The 20,115-nt window shown below is 71.2% G+C and carries 20 protein-coding genes; 14 read left to right on the plus strand and 6 right to left on the minus strand.

The features are described from left to right. Positions 1-139: 139 nt before the first annotated feature. On the minus strand, positions 140-1,312 hold the full coding sequence (locus AC07EG_RS00720; protein WP_478250826.1) for an MFS transporter: 1,173 nt from the start codon (positions 1,310-1,312) through the stop codon (positions 140-142). A gap of 186 nt (positions 1,313-1,498) precedes the next feature. Beyond that, complete coding sequence (locus tag AC07EG_RS00725; protein WP_478250827.1) at positions 1,499-1,822, minus strand: ArsR/SmtB family transcription factor; 324 nt, start codon at positions 1,820-1,822, stop codon at positions 1,499-1,501. Positions 1,823-1,910: 88 nt separating this feature from the next. On the opposite strand from AC07EG_RS00725, the gene AC07EG_RS00730 reads away from it, so the two are divergent. From AC07EG_RS00730 to AC07EG_RS00745, 4 genes are read left to right on the plus strand one after another with little or no spacing between them, the layout of a single operon-like run. Further along, entirely contained in the window at positions 1,911-3,095 is a 1,185-nt protein-coding gene (locus tag AC07EG_RS00730) for an MFS transporter (RefSeq protein ID WP_478250828.1), read from the plus strand. Positions 3,096-3,140: 45 nt separating this feature from the next. Beyond that, positions 3,141-3,659, plus strand: a complete 519-nt coding sequence (locus tag AC07EG_RS00735; RefSeq protein ID WP_478250829.1) for a TrmH family RNA methyltransferase — start codon at positions 3,141-3,143, stop codon at positions 3,657-3,659. Between the two features lie 17 nt (positions 3,660-3,676). Continuing rightward, the gene (locus AC07EG_RS00740) at positions 3,677-4,321 is read left to right on the plus strand and encodes a spermine/spermidine synthase domain-containing protein (RefSeq protein WP_478250830.1); all 645 of its coding nucleotides are present in this window, start codon (positions 3,677-3,679) and stop codon (positions 4,319-4,321) included. Positions 4,322-4,368: 47 nt separating this feature from the next. Further along, a complete protein-coding gene (locus AC07EG_RS00745; RefSeq protein ID WP_478250831.1) occupies positions 4,369-4,947 on the plus strand; it encodes an HhH-GPD-type base excision DNA repair protein in 579 nt (192 codons plus the stop codon). Positions 4,948-5,154: 207 nt separating this feature from the next. Here AC07EG_RS00745 and AC07EG_RS00750 read toward each other — a convergent pair whose 3' ends face one another. After that, positions 5,155-5,529, minus strand: a complete 375-nt coding sequence (locus AC07EG_RS00750) for a DUF2203 family protein (RefSeq protein WP_478250832.1) — start codon at positions 5,527-5,529, stop codon at positions 5,155-5,157. A gap of 218 nt (positions 5,530-5,747) precedes the next feature. Here AC07EG_RS00750 and AC07EG_RS00755 point away from each other — a divergent pair, with 218 nt between their 5' ends. Continuing rightward, positions 5,748-6,971: an NADP-dependent isocitrate dehydrogenase gene (locus tag AC07EG_RS00755; protein WP_478250833.1), complete on the plus strand. Its 1,224-nt coding sequence runs from the start codon at positions 5,748-5,750 to the stop codon at positions 6,969-6,971. Between the two features lie 144 nt (positions 6,972-7,115). Continuing rightward, positions 7,116-7,439, plus strand: coding sequence for an SH3 domain-containing protein (locus tag AC07EG_RS00760; protein WP_478250834.1), 324 nt, complete (start codon positions 7,116-7,118; stop codon positions 7,437-7,439). Positions 7,440-7,442: 3 nt separating this feature from the next. Here AC07EG_RS00760 and AC07EG_RS00765 read toward each other — a convergent pair whose 3' ends face one another. Further along, entirely contained in the window at positions 7,443-8,174 is a 732-nt protein-coding gene (locus tag AC07EG_RS00765) for an MBL fold metallo-hydrolase (protein WP_478250835.1), read from the minus strand. 58 nt (positions 8,175-8,232) lie between these two features. On the opposite strand from AC07EG_RS00765, the gene AC07EG_RS00770 reads away from it, so the two are divergent. Beyond that, positions 8,233-9,027, plus strand: a complete 795-nt coding sequence (locus tag AC07EG_RS00770; RefSeq protein ID WP_478250836.1) for an exodeoxyribonuclease III — start codon at positions 8,233-8,235, stop codon at positions 9,025-9,027. Positions 9,028-9,234: 207 nt separating this feature from the next. Then, a complete protein-coding gene (locus AC07EG_RS00775; protein WP_478250837.1) occupies positions 9,235-9,870 on the plus strand; it encodes an HD domain-containing protein in 636 nt (211 codons plus the stop codon). On the opposite strand, the gene AC07EG_RS00780 is transcribed toward AC07EG_RS00775, so the two are convergent. Next, a complete protein-coding gene (locus tag AC07EG_RS00780) occupies positions 9,867-10,457 on the minus strand; it encodes a dihydrofolate reductase family protein (RefSeq protein WP_478250838.1) in 591 nt (196 codons plus the stop codon). The two genes, AC07EG_RS00775 and AC07EG_RS00780, sit on opposite strands and share 4 nt — an antisense overlap. 208 nt (positions 10,458-10,665) lie before the next feature. Here AC07EG_RS00780 and AC07EG_RS00785 point away from each other — a divergent pair, with 208 nt between their 5' ends. Both AC07EG_RS00785 and AC07EG_RS00790 read left to right on the plus strand, forming a co-directional pair. Further along, positions 10,666-10,971 carry a hypothetical protein gene (locus AC07EG_RS00785; RefSeq protein WP_478250839.1) on the plus strand — a complete coding sequence of 102 codons (306 nt, stop codon included), beginning with the start codon at positions 10,666-10,668 and terminating at the stop codon, positions 10,969-10,971. 165 nt (positions 10,972-11,136) lie between these two features. Continuing rightward, positions 11,137-13,668, plus strand: coding sequence for a bifunctional FO biosynthesis protein CofGH (locus AC07EG_RS00790; RefSeq protein ID WP_478250840.1), 2,532 nt, complete (start codon positions 11,137-11,139; stop codon positions 13,666-13,668). A 344-nt stretch (positions 13,669-14,012) separates the two neighbouring features. On the opposite strand, the gene AC07EG_RS00795 is transcribed toward AC07EG_RS00790, so the two are convergent. Continuing rightward, entirely contained in the window at positions 14,013-14,759 is a 747-nt protein-coding gene (locus tag AC07EG_RS00795) for a S1 family peptidase (RefSeq protein ID WP_478250841.1), read from the minus strand. A 171-nt stretch (positions 14,760-14,930) separates the two neighbouring features. Between AC07EG_RS00795 and trpS the strand changes: the two genes are divergently transcribed. From trpS to AC07EG_RS00815, 4 genes are all read left to right on the plus strand, one after another. After that, positions 14,931-15,953 (plus strand): tryptophan--tRNA ligase, encoded by a 1,023-nt coding sequence (gene trpS, locus AC07EG_RS00800; RefSeq protein ID WP_478250842.1) that lies wholly within the window; start codon positions 14,931-14,933, stop codon positions 15,951-15,953. 49 nt (positions 15,954-16,002) lie between these two features. Next, entirely contained in the window at positions 16,003-16,566 is a 564-nt protein-coding gene (locus tag AC07EG_RS00805) for an RNA polymerase sigma factor (RefSeq protein ID WP_478251209.1), read from the plus strand. Continuing rightward, complete coding sequence (locus AC07EG_RS00810; protein WP_478250843.1) at positions 16,559-17,596, plus strand: CU044_5270 family protein; 1,038 nt, start codon at positions 16,559-16,561, stop codon at positions 17,594-17,596. Before AC07EG_RS00805 ends, AC07EG_RS00810 begins: the two co-directional genes overlap by 8 nt. A 73-nt stretch (positions 17,597-17,669) precedes the next feature. Further along, complete coding sequence (locus AC07EG_RS00815) at positions 17,670-20,114, plus strand: arabinosyltransferase domain-containing protein (RefSeq protein WP_478250844.1); 2,445 nt, start codon at positions 17,670-17,672, stop codon at positions 20,112-20,114. Position 20,115 lies beyond the last annotated feature (1 nt).

Here is a 20,115-nt window from a genome sequence, read left to right on the forward strand (position 1 = left end):
GACCCCTCCCACCCTGTCCCCCTTCCACCTGGGAATCTCCCAATGGGGGTTTCCCAACCCACCCCCCCCCCCTCCCCCCCCGCGGGAGGGGGGGGGGGGGGGGGTGGCGGGGGGTTGGGCCCCCCCCCCCCGCCGCGGGTCAGGCCGGGACCGGGACGGCGGTGGGCTGTTCCCGGCGGTCCAGCAGACCCGAGACGACGGCGATGCTCAGGCCCAGCACGGCCAGCGAAGCACCCACCCAGTTCGGGGCCACCAGGCCGAGGCCACCGGCGATGACCAGGCCGCCCAGGTAGGCGCCGATCGAGTTGGCGATGTTGAACGCCGACTGCACCGCGGCCGAGACCAGCGAAGGCGTGCCGCCCGCCTTCTCCATGATCCGCGCCTGGAGCATCGGGCCGATCATGAACCCGGCCACGCCGATGCCGAACACGGTGATCGCGGCGCCGACCTTGCCCTGCGCGGTCACGGTGAACACGGCCAGCACCGCGGCCAGCGCGCCGAGCGCGACGTACAGACTCGGCATCAGCGCCCGGTCGGCGAGCCGCCCGCCGAGCAGGTTGCCGATGGTCATGCCGAGCCCGGCCAGCGACAGCAGCAGCGTCACCTCACCCGGTGCGTACCCGGCGACGTCGGTCAGCATCGGCGCGATGTAGGACAGGCAGGCGAACACACCGCCCAGCCCGAAGGTGACGATGGCCAGCGCGAACCACACCTGCGGCCGCCGGAACGCCCCCAGTTCACCACGCAGCGAGCCCGCCTCCGGCTTGCCCTGGAACGGCACCAGCTTCTGGATGGCCGCCATCGCGACCAGGCCGATCACCGCGACCACCCCGAAGGTGGCCCGCCAGCCGACCTGCTGGCCCAGCAGCGTGCCCAGCGGCACGCCGATCACGTTGGCCATGGTCAGCCCGACGAACATCATCGACACCGCCTTGGCCCGGTTCTCCTTGCCCACCAGGCTGGAGGCGACCACGGCACCGGCGCCGAAGAAGGCCCCGTGCGGCAGGCCGGCCAGGAAGCGGAAGACCACGCCCCACTCGTGGTTGGGCGACAGCGCGAACAGCAGGTTGCCGACGGTGAACATCGCCATCATGGCGAGCAGCATCGTCTTGCGGGGCAGCCGCACCGCCACCGCGGTGAGCAGGGGCGCGCCGATCACCACCCCGAGCGCGTAACCCGAGATCAGCTGGCCGGCGGCCGGGATGGACACCCCGAAGTCGGCGGCCGCCTCGGGCAGCACGCCCATCATGACGAACTCGGTGGTGCCGATGCCGAAGGCACCGATGGCGAGCGCGAGCAGCGCGATGGGCACGGTTCTCCTCTCGGGGTCTGTATCGATACAGGTGGGGGACAGCAAAAAGGACAGCCTCAGCGCGGACCCAAACATCGCTGATCTGTCCTGCGTCCAGTTCAACCGATAACGCCCCGGAAGTCATCCCGTTCCCGCGTGAGCCTGCCCACGATGATCGGGATCACTTCGTCCACAATGGACTCTTGCTCACCTCGCCGCGTGCAGGATTCCGTTCAGCAGTCCCGGGAAAAGCGCGTCCAGGTCCTCGCGGCGCAGCGAGTTGTAGCGCGCCGTGCCCTGCTGGCGGCCGGCGATCACGCCCGCTTCGCGCAGCGTGCGGAGGTGGTGGGTGAGCGTCGACTTGCCGACCGCCACGTCGAAGCCGCCGCAGGAGATCTCCTCGGGCTCGGCCGCGGCCAGCTGGCGGACCATCCGCAGCCGCACCGGATCGGCCAGCGCGTGCAGCACCGACTCGATGTGGATCTCGTCGCGCTCCGGATAGGTGTACCCCGGCGCCGTCTCGGTGGGCATGTCCAGATTGTACGACTCGCTTCAAACCAGTGGACAGCCGTAGTACGGTAACCATCGAACTACGATCGACGTCGAACAAAGGTTGAGCATGCCGGACTCCTCTCGCCGGACCTACGTACTCGCGCTCGGGGCGTTCTCCGTCGGCACCAGCGCGTACGTGGTGGCCGGGCTGCTGCCCGCGCTGGTCAGCGCGCTGCACGTGTCCACCGCGGCGGCCGCCCAGCTGGTCACCGCCTTCGCCATCGCCTACGCGGTCGGCGCCCCGCTGCTGTCCGCGCTGACCAGTCAGTGGGAGCGCCGGAAGCTGCTGGTCGCCGCGCTCGGCGTGACGGCGGCGGGCAACTTCCTCGCCGCGCTGGTCACCGACTACCCGCTGCTGTTCGCCGCGCGGGTGGTCACCGCGATCGGCGCCGCCGTCTACACCCCGGTGGCCAGTGCGGTCGCGGCGGAGCTGACCCCGCCGGAACGCCGGGGCCGCGCGGTCGCGCTGGTGTTCGGCGGGCTGACCGTCGCCACCATCCTCGGTGTGCCGCTGGGCAACCTGATGTCGCAGCACGGCGGGTACCGGCTGGTGTTCGCGCTGGTCGGGGTGGTCGCGCTGGTCGGTGCGGTGGAGGTGCGGCTGATGCTGCCGTCGGTGGTGCCGCAGCCGCCGGTGCCGTTCCTCGCCCGGTTCACCGTGGCGAAGGACCCGCGGGTGCTGGCCCTGCTCGGCGCGACCGCGCTCGGCTGCCTCGGCGCGTTCACCGTCTACACCTTCATCACGCCGTTGCTCGCGGACACCGCCGGCGTGCACGGCACGCTGGTCAGCGTGCTGCTGTTCGCCTACGGGGCGGGCGGGGTGCTGGGCAACTCGGCCGGCGGGCGGATCACCGACCGGTGGGGTTCGCGGCGGCCGCTGGCCGGCGTGATGAGCGCGATGGCGCTCACCCTGGCCGTCATGCCGTTCACCGCGACCACGGTGGCCGGTGCCGCGGTGACCTTGTTCGTCTGGGGTCTGGCCACCTGGTCGGTGAACCCGCCGATCCAGCACCGGCTGATCGAGGTGGCCGGTTCGTCGGCGGGGCTGGCGCTGTCGCTGAACGCGTCGGCGATCTACCTCGGTGTCGGGCTCGCCGGGGTCGCGGGCGGCGTGGTCACCCGGTACGGCGGGCCGACGCTGCTGCCGGCCGTGGCCGCGGTGCTCACCGCGGCCGCCGGTGCGATCGCGATGCTGGCGTGGCGCCGCCGTGCCGTGGTCGCCCCGCCGGTGCCCGCCGCTGTGGGAGGATGACGGCGTGCTGATCTCGATGCGTGGAGGCGGTTCGCCTCAGCCCCGATGAGCCCGGCGATCCGGGTGCGTACCCCCGGAGAACTGCGGGCTGCCCGCCGGCGCCGTGCGCACCGGTGCTGGGGACACCTGCTGGCCGCGCCGCTCTGGCCGTTGCACGGCGCGAACCTGGGCACGTTGCTGCGGACCTGTGATGCCGTGGGCGCCTGCCTGGCGGTGCCGCGGTTCCCGTGGGTGCCGGAGGCGCTGCGGCGGGGGAACACCCTGCGGCAGCCCGCCTGCGTGCACTGGGTGAACGATCCGCTCGGCTGGCTGACGCGGGAGCGGGCGGCGGGCAGCGCCGTGGTCGGGGTGGAGCTGGCGGACGAGTCGATCCGGCTGGCCGAGCTGCCCGCCGCCCGCGGCCGCACGGTGGTGGTGCTCGGGCACGAGCAGCACGGGGGGCCGCCCGAGGCGCTGGACCTGCTCGACACCGTGGTGGAGATTCCGATGGTGGGCACGGGCAGCAGCCCCAACGTGGCGGTCGCGGGCAGTCTGGTGCTCTACAAACTGGCCGGATTGGTGTGAGCACTAGGCTTTGCCGGATGACCGAGGTGCTCGCGGAAGTCGACGGGGTGTGCGGTCAGCTCGTGCTGCGCCGGGCGGGCGCGGACTTCGAGGTGATCGCCAACGGGGTGTTCCTGATGGACACCCGCAACGGGGAATCGGAGCGGTTGCTGGTCTCGGTGGCCGCGGACCTGGTGCCGGGCCGGGCGCGCCTGCTGATCGGCGGGCTCGGTGTCGGCTACTCGCTGCGGGCGGCGCTGGACCACCCCCGGGTCGGCGAGGTGGTCGTGGTCGAGCGGGAGCCGGCGGTGGTCGAGTGGAACCGCACCGGCCCGCTGCGGGCCGTGCACGGCGACGCCCTCGCCGACGCACGCGTCACCGTCGTCGAAGCCGACCTGGTCCGCTGGCTGCGGCGGACCGGGGAGACCTTCGACGCCGTCTGCCTGGACATCGACAACGGTCCGAAGTGGACGGTCACGGCGGGCAACGCTTCGCTCTACAGCCCGGCGGGCCTGGACAACCTCGCCGGCCGCCTGCGCCCCGGCGGGGTGCTCGCCGTCTGGAGCGCCGAAGCCAGCGACGAGTTCACCGGCCGGCTGGGGGACCGCTTCAACGAGGTGAAGGTCCTCGAAGTCCCCGTCCCCCGAGGCGAACCCGACATCGTCTGGATCGCCCGCATCTGACGCGCACCCCGCCCCCGGCAGAACCGGATCCGTGCCAGGATCTGCGCATGACGCGCCAACTTCGCCTGACCGGGGACGCCGCGGCGGACAAGCTGCTCTCCGAGGACCCCTTCGCCTTGCTCACCGGCATGTTGCTGGACCAGCAGATCGCCATGGAGGTGGCCTTCATCGGGCCCCGCAAGATCGCCGAGCGGATGGGCGGCTTCAGCGTCACCAAGATCGCCGAAGCCGACCTGGACGAGTTCGTCGAGCTGTGCGTGGAGAAGCCCGCGATCCACCGCTACGGCGGCTCGATGGCCAAGCGGGTGCACGCGCTGGCCCAGCACATCGTCGAGCAGTACGACGGCCGGACCGACGCCATCTGGACCCACGGCGAGCCCGACGGCAAGGAGGTGCTCAAGCGGCTCAAGGCCCTGCCGGGCTTCGGCGACCAGAAGGCCCGCATCTTCCTGGCGCTGCTCGGGAAGCAGCGCGGCGTGCAGCCGGCGGGCTGGCGCGAGGCCGCCGGTGCCTACGGCGAGGAGGGCTCGCACCGCTCGATCGCCGACGTCACCGGTGCCGAATCGCTCGCCGAGGTGCGTGCGTTCAAGAAGGCCGCCAAAGCCGCCGGTGGCAAGACCGGCTGACGGACTTCAGCCCGGCTGGGTCTTCATGTCGCCGCTGTTGGCGCAGCCGCACCACTGCGCCGCCGGTGGTGCCCGGTGCCGGCGAACGTGGCCACCCCGATCCCGGCGGCGGCCGCCGGCGCTTTCCGATTCCTCACAGCCGAACTCCTCGTGCCGTTGGCCCCTCACCGGGATTCGACAACACCGGTGCGGACCCGGCCAGTGGATTCAGGACTGCTTGAACGGCAGGCGGCGGCGGCCGGCGAAGCCCAGGTCGGCGCGGTGGTACCAGCTCAGGTCCCGGTCGCCTTCGAGCCAGCACAGCAGCACCGGGACCCCGTCCAGGTCGGCCGGGAAGTCGATGAGCAGCGGGGCGAAGCCCTTCAGCTCGGCCCCGGTCTGCTGGATGGTGCTCATCAGCTCGTCCAGCCTGGCCTGCGCCGCCTTCAGCTCGGGGAGGCCGCCGAGCCGGGTCGCCGGGCCGTGCGCGGTCAGCGAAGCGGCCAGTTCCGCCGCGTCCGCGCGCAAGGCGATCAACTCGTCGATGCACGGCATCAGCTGCTCGAGTTCGGCGCGTGCTTCCGGCACCGTGAACAGTCCCATGCGCAGAGGGTGCCACGCCGGGCGGGGAGGCCGCCGGTGAGCTGCGGCTGGCGGGCCCGGACCGGCCCTGGTTTGATGCCCGCACGAGCGCTCGAGCCCTATTACCGCTGAGTAACCAGGGTGCGGCCACACCCCGCCCGGATTTACCAGTACGCTTGTACCGCTACCACGAGACGTGCAAAGAGACGCGAAGACCCGCGAGAGGAGCACCGCTGCTCATGGCCAAGATCAAGGTCGAGGGGACCGTCGTCGAACTCGACGGCGATGAGATGACCCGCATCATCTGGCAGTTCATCAAGGACAAGCTGGTCCACCCCTACCTGGACATCAACCTCGAGTACTACGACCTGGGCATCGAGGAGCGGGACCGCACCGACGACCAGATCACCGTCGACTCGGCCAACGCCATCAAGCGCCACGGCGTGGGCGTGAAGTGCGCCACGATCACCCCGGACGAGGCGCGTGTCGAGGAGTTCGGCCTGAAGAAGATGTGGCGGAGCCCGAACGGCACCATCCGCAACATCCTCGGCGGCGTCGTCTTCCGCGAGCCGATCATCATCCAGAACATCCCGCGGCTGGTACCCGGCTGGAGCAAGCCGATCATCATCGGCCGCCACGCCCACGGCGACCAGTACAAGGCCACCGACTTCAAGGTCCCCGGCCCCGGCACGCTGACCATCACCTACCAGCCGGAGGACGGCTCCGAGCCGATGGAGTTCGAGGTCGCCAAGTACCCGGAGGGTGGCGGCGTCGCGATCGGCATGTACAACTACCGCCGCTCGATCGAGGACTTCGCCCGCGCCTCGCTGCAGTACGGCCTCGACCGCGAGATGCCGGTCTACATGTCCACCAAGAACACCATCCTCAAGGCCTACGACGGCATGTTCAAGGACGTGTTCCAGGAGATCTTCGACGCCGAGTTCAAGGCCGACTTCGACGCCAAGGGCCTGACCTACGAGCACCGCCTGATCGACGACATGGTCGCCGCGGCGCTGAAGTGGGAGGGCGGCTACGTCTGGGCCTGCAAGAACTACGACGGTGACGTGCAGTCCGACACCGTGGCGCAGGGCTTCGGCTCGCTCGGCCTGATGACCTCGGTGCTGCGCACCCCGGACGGCCGGACCGTCGAGGCCGAGGCCGCGCACGGCACGGTCACCCGGCACTACCGCCAGCACCAGCAGGGCAAGCCGACCTCGACCAACCCGATCGCGTCGATCTACGCCTGGACCCGCGGCCTCGAGCACCGCGGCAAGCTGGACTCGAACGCCGAGCTGATCGGCTTCGCGAACAAGCTGGAGCAGGTCGTCGTGGAGACCGTCGAGAGCGGCAAGATGACCAAGGACCTGGCGCTGCTGGTCGGCAAGGACCAGCCGTTCCAGACCACCGAGGAGTTCCTCGCCACGCTGGACGAGAACCTGCAGAAGAAGGTCGCCCAGGGCTGACCCCTCCGTCGTCGACCACCCAGGGTGACCGGCCGGTCACGGCATTGGCCTCCCTGGGTGGTTGTCCCGGCGATGGCTGTCTCTCGATCAACTCTGCGCCTACCCTGGTCGAGACCAGGTTTCCCGGCGTCTGAGGAGCCCCCGGTGGTACTCGGCATACCGAAGAAGGTTCTGATCCTCATCGCCGTGGTGGTCGGCATCGGGCTGATCTACGTGATGGGTGCGGACAAGCGGGCCTCCGAGGCCAGCGGCGGCAGCGGCCCGACCGGCTGCCGGATGGAGGTCACCGCCGACATCCTCAACGTCCGCGCCGGGCCGGCCGACAACGCCGAGATCGTCGGCAAGTTCAAGCAGGAGGCCGAAACCGACGCGCTGCCGGTGGTGCAGAACGGTTTCCGCCAGATCGACGCGAACCGCTGGGCGGCCGCGGAGTTCCTCAAGCCGCTGGCCGGCGCCAACTGCGGCTGAGGCTCACAGCTCCACGGTCAGGCCCTCGTCGGCCAGCAGGATCTCCCCGTCGAACACCCCGGCCGCTTCGGCGGCCGAGCGCTGCCGGTCGCTGCCCGGCCAGAAGTGCGTCAGCAGCAGTCTTTTCGCGCCCGCGCGGGCGGCCCAGCCCGCCGCTTCGGCGGCGGTCTCCACATAACGCGGCTGCTCCTCGGGTGACGGCCCCTGCAGCGTCGACTCCATGAGGTAGAGGTCGGCGTCCGCACCCAGTTCGGCCAGGGCCGGGCTGGGGCCGCTGTCGCCGGTGTAGGCCACCGTCAGGCCCGGCAGGCTCAGCCGCACGCCCCAGTTCGGCACGTGGTGCGGCAGGCGCCAGGTGCGCACCGCGAACGGGCCCACCGACGTGGTGCCCGACAGTTCGTGGTGCCGGTAGACCCGCTCCGGGGCCGGGTTCGGCTCGGCGGCCCGGACCACGTCGAGCACGCCGGACGGGGCGTGCAGCGGCAGCCCGCCGTGGCCGCCGAAGTGGTGGACGCGGCCGAGCGCGCTGAGGTCGGCGCAGTGGTCGGGGTGGGCGTGCGTGATCACCACCGCGTCCACCCGGCCGTCCGCGCAGTGCTCCAGCAGGCGCGACGCGGTGCCGTACCCGAGGTCGAGCACCAGCCGGAAGTCGTTGTGCCGCACCAGGAATCCGCTGCACGCCCGCCCTGCCTCCGGCCACGCGCCGCAGCTGCCGAGCACCGTCACGCTCACCATCGGTCGATCATCGCAGGTGAACGCCGGGGTTGTCGGGGGCGGCGGGTAGCCTCCGGGGGTGTTCACCGTCTCCACTGTCAACGTCAACGGAATGCGGGCCGCGGCGAAGAAGGGCTTCGTCGAGTGGCTCGCCGCCACCGGTGCCGATGTGGTCGCGTGCCAGGAGGTGCGCGCCGAGACCGAGCTGCTGCCGGAGGAGGTGCGCGCACCCGCGGGCTGGCACGCCTTCCACGCGCCGTGCGAGCTCAAGGGACGCGCGGGGGTGTCGCTGTACTCGCGGGTCGAACCGGAATCGGTGCGGATCGGCTTCGACGCGCCGGAGTTCGCCGAGAGCGGCCGGTACCTGGAGGCGACCTTCGGCGAGGTGGTGGTGGCGAGCCTGTACCTGCCCAGCGGGGACGTCGGCACGCCGCGGCAGGAGGAGAAGGAGCGGTTCATGGCCGCGTTCCTGCCGTACCTGGCCGAGCTGCGGGACAAGGCCGAGGCGGATGGCCGCGAGGTGCTCGTGGTCGGGGACTGGAACATCGCGCACGCCGAGGTGGACCTGAAGAACTGGCGGACGAACCGGAAGAACTCGGGCTTCCTGCCGGAGGAGCGGGAGTGGCTGAGCCAGGTCTACGAGGCCGGTTACGCCGACGTCCAGCGGCGGCTCGACCCGGCGGGGCCGGGGCCGTACACGTGGTGGTCGTACCGTGGCAAGGCCTTCGACAACGACGCGGGCTGGCGGATCGACCTGCACGTGGCGAGCCGTGGCCTGGCGGACCGCGCGGTCTCCGCCGTCGTCGAACGTGCGGCCACGTACGAGCAACGCTGGTCCGACCACGCACCGGTCACCGTGACCTACGACCTCTGAGCAGTGGGGCACCACCCGCGGGCGTTGCTCTGGCGGGAGGCGGGCGTTCTCCCGTCCTCTCAGCTGGCTTCGGGGGGCGAACAGCAGCATCGGCTGCGCCACCTGGCCCGGGCAAGGTGCGTGACCGACGCTTGGCGATCAGGAGCGCGTGCCGGTCCGGCGGTAACCGGCTCGACACGGCCGGGGGTGGTTTGCGAGCGTGCAGGGGTGGACGAAACCCTGATCGAACGCACGCCCCTGCCGGACGGGCTCCCGCCCCGGCTGGTCCGCCAGCTCACCTTCCTCGCCGAGGCGGACAAGCTCAAGACGGTGCTCCGCCAGTCGCCGCTGGCGGCGGCCGAGCGGCGCGAGAACGACGCCGAGCACTCCTGGCACCTCGCGTTGATGGTCGCCGTGCTGGCCGAGTACGCCGACGAGCCGATCGACCTCGGACGCACCGTGCAGCTGGTGGTGGTGCACGACCTGGTGGAAATCCACGCCGGCGACACCCCGCTCTACGACGACGACGGCCGTGAAAGCCAGCAGGAACGGGAAGAAGCCGCGGCGGAGAAGCTGTTCGGGCTGCTGCCCGAAGACCAGGCGGTCCATTTCCGCGCGTTGTGGGACGAATTCGAGGAGCGGAAAACACCGGAGGCCAGGTTCGCCAAGGCGGTGGACCGGATGCAGCCGTTGCTGCTGAACTGGCTCGCCAGGGGCGGCACCTGGAAAACGCCGGGGGTGACCGCCGCCACCGTCCGGGAACGCAAGGCCGTGATCGGCGACGCGTCCGCGGAACTGTGGGCGGCGGCCCGCACCCTGATCGGCGAAGGCGAGCGGCGGGGCTGGGTCGCTCCGTCTACTTAGGATTCGCTTTTGGTGTAGGTGAGCACCAGCACCCCCGACTCGAACGCCCGGTGCCCGGTCAGCCGGTACCGCTCGGGCCGGAATTCCCCCTGGAACATGGGCATTCCGGCCCCGGCCACCACCGGGTGCATTTTCACCACGATCTCGTCGATTTCGTCGCGCAGCGTGTTCGCCAGCGTGGCGCCGCCGACCAGCCAGATGCCCTGGCCGGATTCCCGCTTCAACTCCCGCACCTTTTCCACCGGATCGGTGCGCACGAGTTCCACCTTGCCGGGGGCCTCGGTCATGCTGCTGGAGAAAACCACGTGACGCAGGTGCTCGTAGGCGTCGTCGAACCCGGCCGCGAGGCCGATTTCGTAGGACTTCCGCCCCTCGAGCACGGTGTCGAATTCCTTGTTCGGCGTGTTCTCGAGGCCGAACGCCGGGCGCGCGAACGACGGGATCATCTCCGGGTAGTCGTGCACCAGCGCGTCGTTGTGGTCCCCCTCGTTGACGAAGAAGCCGGGCACGCCGGTCGGGTCGCCGCCGTCGGCCTTGGCGATGTAGCCGTCGATCGAGGTGGCGGTCAGGTAGGTCAGTTTTCGCACGGGCGCTCCTTCGTCTTGAACCACTCTGACTGTAGTACTTCGAGTGGAGTGGTCGCAAGCCCCCTGTGCGACCACTCAGCGGAACTCGCTACTCTTCCCAGCGAAGTTGAGCGGAAGGAACCGGGCTTGACACGCTCGGTAGCTTTTTGACCATCAACACGGCAAGCGTCCCTCGAACGGGGCAGCATTCGTCGCGGGAGGCACTCCGGTGCGCAACTCTTTGCCCGGCCTGATGCGGTCCGTCACGCGTCTGGCCGCCGTCGCGGTCACCCTGGTGACCGGCTTGCTCTTCGGGGCGCTCGGCACGGCGAACGCCGCCGCCGCGCGCCCGGAGCCGGAGGCGATGACCTTCGGCGTGCTCGGCCCGGTCGGCCTGGTGGCCGTGGTCCTCGGGGTGCTCGGCATGGCGGCCGGGGTGCTCCGCCAGCGGAAGAAGGCACGCGCCGCCCAGCAGCCGCAGGCCCCGCTGGCCGACGAGCCCGCGCTGACCACCCCCACCCGCGCGCAGCACTGATCAGCGGACCGGGCGCACTCGGCCGCCCGAGCCGGCTCCCGCTGGTCATCGGGGTGACGCCCGCCGGTCACCGCGCCGAAGGCTGATTTATTCCCCGTCCCCCGAGGCTTCTCTCACAGCGGAAGCTCTTACCGGGTGCGCGGGGGCGGCCGTAGGCTCGCGATCATGGCCCAGAGCGTGTTCCTCTCCCCGCCTGATCCGCAGCCGAGTCCATCGGCGTTGAGCCGGGCCCTGCGCCGCGCCGGGGACGGGGTGGCGCTCGACGTGACCGAAGCGGCCACCCTGCTCCACGCCCGGGGCGAGCAGCTCGAGCAGCTGTTCGCCGCGGCCGCCAAGGTGCGGGACGCGCACCTGACCGACCACGGCCGTCCCGGCGTCATCAGCTACAGCCGCAGCGTGTTCATCCCGCTGACCCGGCTCTGCCGCGACCGCTGCCACTACTGCACCTTCGTCACCGTGCCGGGCAAGCTGCATTCGATGTACCTCGAGCGCGACGAGGTGCTCGAGATCGCGCGGGCGGGCGCCGCCGCCGGGTGCAAGGAAGCCCTGTTCACCCTCGGCGACCGGCCGGAGGACCGCTGGCCGCAGGCCAAGCAGTGGCTGGAGGAGCGCGGCTACGACTCGACCCTGGACTACGTGCGGGCCTGCGCCATCGCGGTGCTCGAAGAAACCGGCCTGCTGCCGCACCTCAACCCCGGTGTGCTCAGCTGGGCGGAGTTCCAGCGCCTCAAGCCGGTCGCGGCGAGCATGGGCATGATGCTGGAGACCACCGCCGAGCGGCTGTGGTCGGAGAAGGGCGGCCCGCACTACGGCAGCCCCGACAAGGAGCCCGCCGTGCGGCTGCGGGTGCTCGACGACGCCGGGCGCAGCGGCGTGCCGTTCACCACCGGCATCCTCGTCGGCATCGGCGAGAACAAGACCGAGCGCGCCGAGTCGCTGCACGCGATCCGCCAGCGCGCCCGGCAGTACCGCAACATCCAGGAGATCATCGTCCAGAACTTCCGGGCCAAACCGGACACCGCGATGCGCTCGGCCCCCGACCTCGACCTGACCGAACTGGCCGCGACGGTGGCCGTGGCGCGGCTGCTGATGCCACCGGGCGTGAGCGTGCAGGCCCCGCCGAACCTGATCGGCGACGAACTCGCGTTGCTGCTGCGGGCCGGCATCGACGACTGGGGCGGCGTCTCGCCGGTCACCCCGGACCACGTCAACCCCGAACGCCCCTGGCCGCGGATCGACGTGCTCGCCGACGCGACCCGCGAGGCCGGGTTCGAGCTGAAGGAACGCCTCGCCGTCTACCCGAAGTACGTGCGGGAAGCGGAGAAGTGGCTCGACGTCCGGGTGCACCCGCACGTCAGCGCGCTCGCCCTGCCCGACGGCATGGCGAACCCGGACGCCGAGGTCACCGGCCACACCTGGCAGGAGCCGGACGGCGGGCTGGAGACGATCGGCCGCGCCGACCTCAACTCCTCGATCGACACCGAGGGCCGCACCAGCGACCGGCGCGGCGACTTCGACAGCGTCTACGGCGACTGGGACATCCTGAAGACCCAGGTGCCGTCCGCGCCGGAGCGGCTGGGCACCGACGTCCGCGAGGGCCTGCGGCTGGCCGCCGACTACCCGGGCGCGCTGCTCGAACCGCGGCACACCGACGCCGCGATGGCCCTGCTCACCGCCGACGGCGAGGCGCTGGAGACGATGGCGCGGCTGGCCGACGACCTGCGGGCGGACGTGGTCGGCGACGACATCACCTACGTGGTCAACCGGAACATCAACTTCTCCAACGTCTGCTACGTCGGCTGCCGGTTCTGCGCCTTCGCCCAGCGCGAGCGCGACGCCGACGCCTTCCGGCTCTCCGTCGACGAGGTCGCCGCACGGGCGGTCGAGGCGTGGAACGCCGGCGCCACCGAGGTCTGCATGCAGGGCGGCATCGACCCCAAGCTGCCGATGACCTACTACGCCGACATCGTGCGGGCGATCAAGGCGGCCGTGCCGGAGATGCACGTCCACGCGTTTTCGCCGATGGAGATCGTCTCGGCGGCGTCGAAGGCGGGCGTGAGCGTCCAGGAGTGGCTGACCGAACTGCGTGACGCCGGGCTCGGCTCGATCCCCGGCACCGCGGCGGAGATCCTCGACGACGACGTGCGCTGGGTGCTGACCAAGGGCAAGCTGCCCGCGCAGACCTGGATCGACGTGGTGAGCACCGCGCACCGGCTGGGCATCCAGTCCTCCAGCACGATGATGTACGGCCACGTGGACCACCCCGGCCACTGGCTGGGCCACCTGCGGGTGCTGGCCGGGATCGCCGACGACACCGGTGGCTTCACCGAGTTCGTCGGCCTGCCGTTCGTGCACCACAACGCGCCGATCTACCTGGCAGGCGTGGCGCGGCCGGGGCCGACCACGCGGGACAACCGCGCGGTGCACGCGTTCGCCAGGCTCGCCCTGCACGGCCGGATCGACAACGTGCAGTGCTCGTGGGTCAAGCTCGGCGACGAGGGCACCGCGCAGGTGCTGCGGGGTGGCGCCAACGACATCGGCGGCACGCTGATGGAGGAGACGATCTCGCGGATGGCGGGCTCGGAGCACGGCTCGTCGCGGACGAAGGCGGAGCTGGAGCACCTGGCCGCGCTCGCCGGGCGCCCGGCGAGCCAGCGCACCACCACCTACGGGCGGCGCCTGCTGGCCGTTGGGTAATTTCTAGGTAGCCGCTCCGGATTGTTTGTTGTCCAACCCGGCGCCAATCTCGCTGCATGCGAACGGCCCACAGCGAGTCCTTCCCCAGCGCACTGGAGCGTGCCATCGCCGAGAGCGGGCTCAGCCTGGACCGGGTGCGGCACCGGCTGGCCCGGCACGGCGTGCGGGTCAGCCTGACCACGCTGAGCTACTGGCGCAGCGGACGCAGCCGCCCGGAGCGACCTGAGTCACTCCGGGCGGTGGCGATCCTGGAAGCGGTGTTCTCGCTGCCCGCCGGGGCGTTGAGCGAGTTGCTCGGCCCGCGCCGCCCCCGGGGACGGTGGTGCGGCGCGGGCCGGGCTTGCTCAGACCCCGCTGTTGGCCTGGATCCAGCTGCGGAAGTACGGCACGTCGACGTAGATCGACGGCGCGGTCGCGCAGACCGAGCCACCGCCGGACCGGCTGGTCGCGCCGATCAGCTGCCAGGTGCCGCTGACCTGCTTGATCTCCGGCCCGCCGGAGTCGCCGTAGCAGGCGCCCTTGTTGCCGCCGGGGTTCCCGGTGCAGATCTCGCTGGCCGCGCTGATGCCGGAGCAGCCGCTGTCGGAGACGATCGAGGTGTTCAGCTCCTGCAGCGTGACCGGCGCGCCGCAGCCGCCGGGCTGCGGGCAGGTCTGGCCCCAGCCGATGATGCGGGTGGGGGTGCCCACCGGGCCGGAGGTGGAGGCGATGGTGATCGGCGCCTGCGGCACCGCGGTCTGCAGGCGCAGCAGCGCCAGGTCGGCGCTCGGGTGGGCGATGCGCTGCGCGACGCGGGCCACCGAACCGCCGCTGGTGCGGTTCGTGGTGCCGACGCGCACCTGGTACGGGGTGCCGCAGTGCTTCGCGGTGACCACCCAGGTCGAGCTGATCAGCGAACCACCGCAGGAGTGCCCGCCGCTGGAGCTCTGCAGCGAGACCATGAACGAGTAGACCTGCGTGGCGTTGCCGCCGCCGACGATGAACGGGGTGACGTCGCCGGCCGGTTCGGCGGACGCCACGGGCGCGGCGAGGCCGCCGAGCGCGGTGACACCGGCGACGAACACGCCTGCCAGCAGGGACCGTAACTTCATGGGGTTTCTCCTTCGCCGTATCCGGAATGGGGGAACCGGAGGTAGCTCAAACGCTAGAAATCCGGCGCCCACGCGGCGACCGCCGGAAGTAGGTGCTGTTTAACCGTTTAAGACTTTGGTCGTGGGCCATCCGCGTAACCGCGGGACCGGCGGGGATGACAGAATCCAGGCGTGTCGACAGAGCAGGAACAGAACACCCGTCTTCGCGTGCTGTCCGGGATCCAGCCCACGGCCGACTCCTTCCACCTGGGCAACTACCTCGGCGCGCTGCGGCAGTGGGTGCGCCTGCAGGACACCCACGAGCCCTTCTACTGCGTGGTCGACCTGCACGCGATCACCGTCGAGCAGGACCCGAAGGTGCTGCGGCAGCGGACCAGGGTGTCCGCCGCGCAGCTGCTCGCGCTCGGCGTCGACCCCGAGCGCAGCACGCTGTTCGTGCAGAGCCAGGTGCCCGAGCACGCGCAGCTGGGCTGGGTGCTGGAGTGCCAGACCGGCTTCGGCGAGGCCAGCCGGATGACCCAGTTCAAGGACAAGGCGCAGAAGCAGGGCGCCGACCGCGCCAGCGTCGGCCTGTTCACCTACCCGGTGCTGCAGGCCGCGGACATCCTGCTCTACCAGGCCCACGAGGTGCCGGTGGGCGAGGACCAGCGCCAGCACCTGGAGCTGTCGCGGAACCTGGCGCAGCGGTTCAACAACCGGTTCGGCAAGACCTTCGTGGTGCCCGAGCCGCACATCGTCAAGGACACCGCGAAGATCTACGACCTGCAGGACCCGACGGCGAAGATGAGCAAGTCGGCCTCGGCGGCCAACGGGCTGATCGAGCTGCTCGACGACCCGAAGCGGTCGGCGAAGAAGATCCGGTCGGCGGTCACCGACACCGGCCGCGAGGTCGTCTACGACCCGGAGCACAAGGCCGGGGTGGCGAACCTGCTGAGCATCTACTCGGCGCTGACCGGGCGCACGATCAGCGACCTGGAAGCGGCGTATGAGGGCAAGGGCTACGGCGACCTGAAGAAGGACCTGGCCGAGGTGCTGGTCGAGTTCGTCACGCCGGTGCAGGCCCGGGTCCAGTCCTACCTGGACGACCAGGCGGAGCTGGACAAGGTGCTGGCGAAGGGTGCCGAGCGCGCCCGCGAGGTCGCTTCGGCCACCCTGGCCGCCGTCTACGACCGGGTCGGTTTCCTGCCTGGCTGAAACCCGCGAACGCGGCGGCGGCCTGCGGGCAACAGTTGGTGTGAGCGTGTTGACCGACGTGGCCGCCGAACCCCCGGCGCGCCTGGACCGGCCCGATCTCGGCGGGCCCGATCCGCAGCGCGTGTTCGGCCTGCTGTTCGACCGGCACGCCGCCCCGCTGCGGTACTACCTCGTCCGCCGGATCGGCGAGTCGGTGGCCGACGACCTGGTCAGCGAGACCTTCCTGATCGCGTGGAACGAACGCCACCGCTACGACCCCGCCCGGGCCGCGGTCCGGTCCTGGCTCTACGGCATCGCCACCAACCTCCTGCGCCGCCACGTGCGTGACGAGGTCCGGGCCCTGCGTGCCCATCCCGCGCCGGCTCCTGTGGACACCCACGACAGCCACGCCGGCCGCGTCGCCGAGCAGGTCGACGCCCAGGCGGCGGCCGCCCGGCTGGCCGGTCCGCTGGCCGCGCTCGCGCCCGGTGACCGGGACGTGCTGCTGCTGACCGCCTGGGCCGGGCTGGACACCACCGAAGTCGCCGAAGCGCTCGGCATCCCGGCGGGCACGGTGCGCTCCCGGCTGCACCGCGTCCGGCGGCAACTGCGGAAGGAGGCGCCTCGTGGCTGACGGGGAGGTGCGGCGGGTGTGGTCGGAGGACGACCTCGACCGGGCACTGGCCGCGCTGCACGCCGAGGTGTCGCCGGGGGAAGCCGCGCTGGCGAGAATGCGGGCGAAGGTGCTGGGCGAGGTGGAGTCGCTGGGCGAGGTGGTGCCCGTCGCCGCACCGCGGCGGCGCCGGCGGCACTGGGCGGCCGTGATCGGCACGGTGGCCGCGGTGGTCGCCGGGGTGCTGGTGGTGCCCGCCCTGCCGTTCGGCGGTGGCACGGGGGCGGCGGCCGACGTGCTGAACCGGTCGGCCGACCGGGTCGGGGCCGCGGACCAGCCCGTCCGCCCCGGGCAGTACCGGTACGTCGAAAACCGCACCTGGTACCTGACGCCGGAGAAGGCGCCTTCCCACCTCGGGGAGCACATCACCCAGACCTGGGCGCCCGCCGACCGCACACAGGAATGGGTGCACCGCATCTACGACTTCGGACTGCCCGAGTGGCTCGGGAGCGAGGCGATCAACCGCCCCGAATCGGGCCGGCTCCGTGAAGCGACAGGGGTGCAGGAGGCTCGGGCGAAGTGCGGTGACTTCTTCACCGAACCGGCGGACCGGTGCCGGGTGCCGGGCAGTTGGGACCGGGTGACGCCCGAGTTCCTCGCCACCCTGCCGAGTGATCCCGCGCAGCTCTACCAGCGGTTGCGCTGGGATGCCGCGAACAAGGACGGTATCCCGGAGGTGGTGGTGATGATCCAGGCCTCGGACGCGCTCAGCAGCGGGCTGCTGCCCGCCGACGTGCGGGCGAACCTCTACCGGGCGCTGGCCAAGCTGCCCGGCCTCGAAGTGGGCGAGCGCCGCGCCACCGTGGACGGCCGGACCGGCATCGGACTCGGGATCGCCTTGGCGGGGTCGAGGTACGAAATCGTCCTCGATCCGGAGACCGGCCAGTTTCTCGGGGAACGCACGACCTACACGACGGCCGATGTCGGGGAGGTCTACACCTCGATGACCACCGGTGTCGCGGAGGGACCCGGAGTCATACCCGGCCAATAACGCACCGACGAAAAAACTGGGGAACAAAACTTTCATGCCCGCAATCATTGCGCGGCGGCTCATTGCTGCCGCGATGCTGACGTGCGCACTCGCGCTGGCCATTCCATTCGCCCCGGTTCGGGCCGACGACGTGCACGTGACCTGGCCGCGGCCGGGGGAAAGCGCAAAATCCACGGTCGCGGTCTTCCAGCCGTACCGGCCGCTTTCCCTCGACGTTTCCCTGCCCTGTGCCGCGGTCGCGCACCCGGGTGTGCTTTTCTCCACCTTCCCGCTCGAATCCGAGCGGTTGCGGGAATTCGGTCTTCTGCTGACCGGGCGCGAGCAGCGCCTCCTGCTGACCGCGGGCAACCGGGAGCACGACCTCGGGCCGCCGCCGAATCCGGACTGCGCTTACCGGTTGCACGCCGAGGGGAACCGGCTGCTGGTGACCGTGGACGGCACCGTGCGGCTCGACCTGCCGGAACCGGTGCCGCAGGTGGCCGCGTTCGTCACCGACCTGCTCGAACAGGTGCCGGTGTCGGCGACCGCGCGGGCCGACGCCCGGTTCCAGACCTCACCCACCCCGCTCAAGCACGGTTTGCTCGCCGGGTGCGCGATCGGGGTGTTGTACTGCTTGGTAATGGGATTCCGGCTTTCGCGTGCGATGAACGGCAGGCCGGAACGCCCGCGGCTGCCGATGCGCCGTGATCTGCTGTGGACGGCAGTGGTGGTACTCGGCACCGCGGGCTGGGGGGTGCTCGGGGCGCAAACGGTGGACGACGGCTGGTTCCTCGGCATGCACCGCAATCTCGGGCCGTCGGGTTTTGTCGGCGACTACTACATGTTCCTCAACGTCTCGGAAATCCCGGCGAGCCTGTTGCAGCACCTTTTTGCGCCGTTGTTTTCGATTTCCTGGTCGCCGCTGTTCCTCCGGATCCCGGCCGTGGCCGCCGGGATCGGGATCTGGCTCTGCGCGCTCGGTACCGTGCGCCTGCTGCCGGTGCGCGTTCCGCGCTGGCTGCTCGCGGCCGCGTTCGCCGTGGCGTGGCTGCCCGGCGGAGCGGCACTGCGCCCGGAACCGTTCGTCGCCCTGTGCTTCGCGGTGTCCGCCTACGCCGCGGTGCGGGCCGCGGTCACCCGCACCGACGCCTGGCTCCTCGTCGGCGCACTGGCCACCGGGGTCGCGCTGGCCATCACCTCCACCGGCGTCCTGGCCGCGGTGCCGCTGACCATCGGGCTGGCCGGGGCGGTGCGCCGGACCCCGGAACGGCGCTGGGTGCTCGTCGCGGCGGTGGTCGCGGTCACCGGCAGCTGCTCACCGCTGATCTTCGCCGAAGCCGGTCTCGGCGGTTTCCTCGACTCGACCGCCGCGCGGTACTGGTACGGCGCCAGCCTTTCCTGGTTCCACGAGTTCGACCGCTACCAGATGCTGCTCGGCTCGCACGGCGCCACGGAGTTCCACGTCGAGCAGCACCCGTTCCGCAGGCTGCCGATCCTGCTCGGGGTCGTCCTGGTGGTGATCGCGGGCGCGCTGTGGTTGCGGGACCGGGCCCGCGGGGTGTTCACCGGTGTGCTGGCGTGGCCGTTCGCCTGGCTGCTGGGTGGCCTGGTGCTGCTGGTGGTTACCCCCACCAAGATCGGCTCCCACCTGAACGTGCTGGTGCTGCCGGTGACGCTGGTGCTCGCCTGCGGCCTGGGGCTGCTGCCCACCGCCTTCGCCAGGGACTCGGGTGGCTGGCTGGTCCGCGGCGGCTCGCTGTTCCTGATCACGCTGGCGGTCAGCATTTCCTTCCACGGCCCGAATTCGTGGTGGGGTTACCACCGGATCGCCATGCCGCTGCTCGACGCGCGGCTGGACGTGCACCCCCTCGTGCTGCCGTGCGTCGGCGCTCTCGCCGGACTGCTGCCCGCGTTGCGCGCCAGGCGTGATGAGGCCGCGTTCCCGGTCAGGCTGGCCGGGCACGCCGCGGTCACCCTCGGCAGGCTCGCCGTGCTCGTCATGCCGCCGATCGTCGTCGCGCTGCTGGGCACGGCGACGCTGACCCAGCTCCAGCGCGACTCCTGGGCGCCGATCGCGACCGCGTCGGGGTGCGGCATCGCCGACGCGGTCCGGCTGGACTCGGGCGGCACCCTGGCCGAGCACCTGGCCGGCCGTCCCGGTGCCACGCTGGTCGACTGGCCGATCTCGTTCTGGTACCCCTGCGCCCGGTTCCCGGTCCAGGCCAACGGTCTGCTCGAACCGCCGACGACCATCGTCCCGGCCCCCGGCAAGCACCGCGTCCACGGCGACCTCTCGCGCTCCTACACCGCGTTCGCCGGACCGTTCGCACCGATCGGCCAGGTCGCCACCTACACCGAGGTGCCCTCACACCTCGAAGGCACGCCGGAGGCGGAGCACTGGAGCCCGCTGCTGCACGTCGACTACCGCTTCCCGGTCGGTGCCTACGACGTGCGGGTCGAGCGGGCCGAGCGGCCGGGGTGGACCCGGTTCCCGGCTTACGCCGACGCCCGGTACACCGGCCAGGGGCCGCCCGCCTGAG

Source organism: Amycolatopsis sp. NPDC045836, from assembly GCF_056431745.1.

Excerpts from the sequence above, each read along its gene's own strand:
- AC07EG_RS00745 (WP_478250831.1), top strand. The coding sequence starts at position 4,369 with ATGACGCGCCAACTTCGCCTGACCGGGGACGCCGCGGCGGACAAGCTG.
- AC07EG_RS00725 (WP_478250827.1), bottom strand. The coding sequence starts at position 1,822 with ATGCCCACCGAGACGGCGCCGGGGTACACCTATCCGGAGCGCGACGAG.
- AC07EG_RS00750 (WP_478250832.1), bottom strand. The coding sequence starts at position 5,529 with ATGGGACTGTTCACGGTGCCGGAAGCACGCGCCGAACTCGAGCAGCTG.
- AC07EG_RS00740 (WP_478250830.1), top strand. The coding sequence starts at position 3,677 with ATGACCGAGGTGCTCGCGGAAGTCGACGGGGTGTGCGGTCAGCTCGTG.
- AC07EG_RS00735 (WP_478250829.1), top strand. The coding sequence starts at position 3,141 with ATGAGCCCGGCGATCCGGGTGCGTACCCCCGGAGAACTGCGGGCTGCC.
- AC07EG_RS00755 (WP_478250833.1), top strand. The coding sequence starts at position 5,748 with ATGGCCAAGATCAAGGTCGAGGGGACCGTCGTCGAACTCGACGGCGAT.
- AC07EG_RS00815 (WP_478250844.1), top strand. The coding sequence starts at position 17,670 with ATGCTGACGTGCGCACTCGCGCTGGCCATTCCATTCGCCCCGGTTCGG.
- AC07EG_RS00765 (WP_478250835.1), bottom strand. The coding sequence starts at position 8,174 with ATGGTGAGCGTGACGGTGCTCGGCAGCTGCGGCGCGTGGCCGGAGGCA.
- AC07EG_RS00730 (WP_478250828.1), top strand. The coding sequence starts at position 1,911 with ATGCCGGACTCCTCTCGCCGGACCTACGTACTCGCGCTCGGGGCGTTC.
- AC07EG_RS00795 (WP_478250841.1), bottom strand. The coding sequence starts at position 14,759 with ATGAAGTTACGGTCCCTGCTGGCAGGCGTGTTCGTCGCCGGTGTCACC.
- AC07EG_RS00790 (WP_478250840.1), top strand. The coding sequence starts at position 11,137 with ATGGCCCAGAGCGTGTTCCTCTCCCCGCCTGATCCGCAGCCGAGTCCA.